Raw genomic sequence first — 2,123 nt, forward strand, 5'->3', positions numbered from 1 at the left:
GGATCTAACCCCATTTTGATGCAACTTACTGAAGCGTAAAAGCTACGTAAATCAACACATAAGATGATTCTATTCGGTAAGATAGAATAGTCATACACTGTTATTCCTCCCTAAATCAAAAGAACGTTTGTTCTTATTATATACGAACTTGTGTTCTTTTATAAAGAGTTTTTGTTTAAAAATAATTTTTTCAGATATTCTTCTTGTGGGAGCAGCAGTTCTAACAACAATCAGTAATAGGGGGCGTGACATATGTCCATCAAGCTAAAATTTTAACATACCCACAAAAAGAAAATTTTTATCTCTCTACACCAATTTATGACAAATCATTTTTTTCATTTTTAGGATAAGGAATTTCTTAACTTGATGGCAATGACCTAACATTAAAGTGTATGGGTGATTTCTATTAATTAATATATTAAATTTAATAAATGTAAAATTAAAGCATAGGTGTATGATAAACGTATGTAATATCCTTCATTATGTCCATAAATGTGCCCTGGATTTATTAGTATTTTTTTGCTAAAACCATACTAAATAAAGACCGCAATAAAATTAAAGGTAAAATGAACAGAATATTCAAAATTATATATATCAACTTATTTAAAGGTTAATCTAATGTAATACCATGATACCATGGTTTTACATTAGATATAGATAATTTTGGAAAAGGGGAAGATTCTATGAATGTTCAACTAGAAAATGAACAAATAACAAAATTATTAAACGACTGGTATCAATCCATGTTAAAACAACAATTAGTTAAAGCAAAACAATTAAAAGAGTATATAGAAAATGAAATTAACAATGTCAAGGAAAATCAAAACGTAATCTTATATTATTCTTTATTAGATTTTAGATACAAAGCATTAACAGATTGGATAAGTATTAACGAAAGCAGTTTTGATGAAATGGATAATTTCACAACTCCAGCAGATGACTTCCTAGCTTATTATTATCACTTCTTTAAAGCATTCCATTCTACTTTAACATCCAATTACACTGAAGCAAGTGAACACTATGAAAAAGCTAAAGAACTATTAATACACATTCCTGATCCAATAGAACATGCTGAATTTAATTATCGAATGGGGTATTTTTATTATCAAATCTATAAACAAGTAATAGCTCTTGATTATATAAAATTAGCTAAAGAAGAGTTTTTAAAACATGAAGGTTATGAAATAAATGTAGCACTATGTGACAATTTTATAGGTCTGTGTTGTATTGATTTAAAACATTTCGAATTAGCTGAGGAGTCATTTAATAAGGCACTAGACACATTCCAAAAAAATAACCATAAAAATTCTATCCTTATGGTAAGACATAATTTAGCTTGGTTATATTCAAAACAAAATTTATCTAAACTCGCGATTCGTCATGTATCTGAAGTAACAAAGAACAATCCAAACCATTTCAAAGCATTTTTCGTAGAAGCATATGAATACTATAAGATAAATGACCATAATTACAGCGATCAACTAATTCAAAAAGGATTAAAACTTAGTAACGATTTTAACAATCAAGAATTCCAACATCGTTTTAAAATTTTAAGAGCCCTCAACAACAATGTCCCTACATTAACTTTAGAAATATTTATTTCAGAAGGTATTACTTATTTCAAACAAGAAAAACTATGGGAATGCGTAAAAGAATATGCTGATATCTTAGCTCTAAAGTTTTATGAAGAAAATAACCATAACAAAGCAAGTCAATATTTTTATATGAGCAATACAGCTCAAAAAAATGAATTAGAAAAAGGAGCGTTAAAATAATGAAAAAAATCTATCTAACTATACTTGGAATATCTTTAATTAGTATCCTATCGTTAGGGTTAAACGACTCTTTTAAAAATCAAGCTGTAAATATAGGAGACGGTGGAGGTGCACCAGCAAGACCAGATTATTTATTACAAACACACGCTGACTTATAAGAAAAAAACACCTTCATTCTTGAAGGTGTTTTTTTATAATCTGATTTTTAAATAAATGAAAAACGGAATATATCAAAGTTCTCTAAGCTAACAGCATATTCCAATTATTAGGAAAATATTAAAAATTTTCATTTTTTGTTCTATTATGGAGGTGAGGAGAAATTATACTTATAAGGGAGCTGTATTAGTT

At 27.6% G+C, this 2,123-nt stretch carries 2 protein-coding genes and 1 pseudogene; 2 read left to right on the plus strand and 1 reads right to left on the minus strand.

All coding sequences use genetic code 11. The features are described 5' to 3' along the window. Window positions 1-98: pseudogene (locus ABWK52_RS28250) on the minus strand (damage repair protein); the annotation flags it as partial. A gap of 585 nt (window positions 99-683) precedes the next feature. On the opposite strand from ABWK52_RS28250, the gene ABWK52_RS28255 reads away from it, so the two are divergent. After that, window positions 684-1,775 carry a hypothetical protein gene (locus tag ABWK52_RS28255; protein WP_353772319.1) on the plus strand — a complete coding sequence of 364 codons (1,092 nt, stop codon included), beginning with the start codon at window positions 684-686 and terminating at the stop codon, window positions 1,773-1,775. Continuing rightward, window positions 1,775-1,933 carry a Phr family secreted Rap phosphatase inhibitor gene (locus ABWK52_RS28260; protein WP_000725639.1) on the plus strand — a complete coding sequence of 53 codons (159 nt, stop codon included), beginning with the start codon at window positions 1,775-1,777 and terminating at the stop codon, window positions 1,931-1,933. Before ABWK52_RS28255 ends, ABWK52_RS28260 begins: the two co-directional genes overlap by 1 nt. Window positions 1,934-2,123 lie beyond the last annotated feature (190 nt).

Origin of the sequence: Bacillus sp. AP50 (assembly GCF_040492675.1) — a bacterium.
Taxonomy (GTDB): Bacteria; Bacillota; Bacilli; order Bacillales; family Bacillaceae_G; genus Bacillus_A; species Bacillus_A cereus.

Bases quoted from the DNA above. Each gene is read 5' to 3' on its own strand.
- ABWK52_RS28255 (WP_353772319.1), top strand. From the start codon at position 684: ATGAATGTTCAACTAGAAAATGAACAAATAACAAAATTATTAAACGAC.
- ABWK52_RS28260 (WP_000725639.1), top strand. From the start codon at position 1,775: ATGAAAAAAATCTATCTAACTATACTTGGAATATCTTTAATTAGTATC.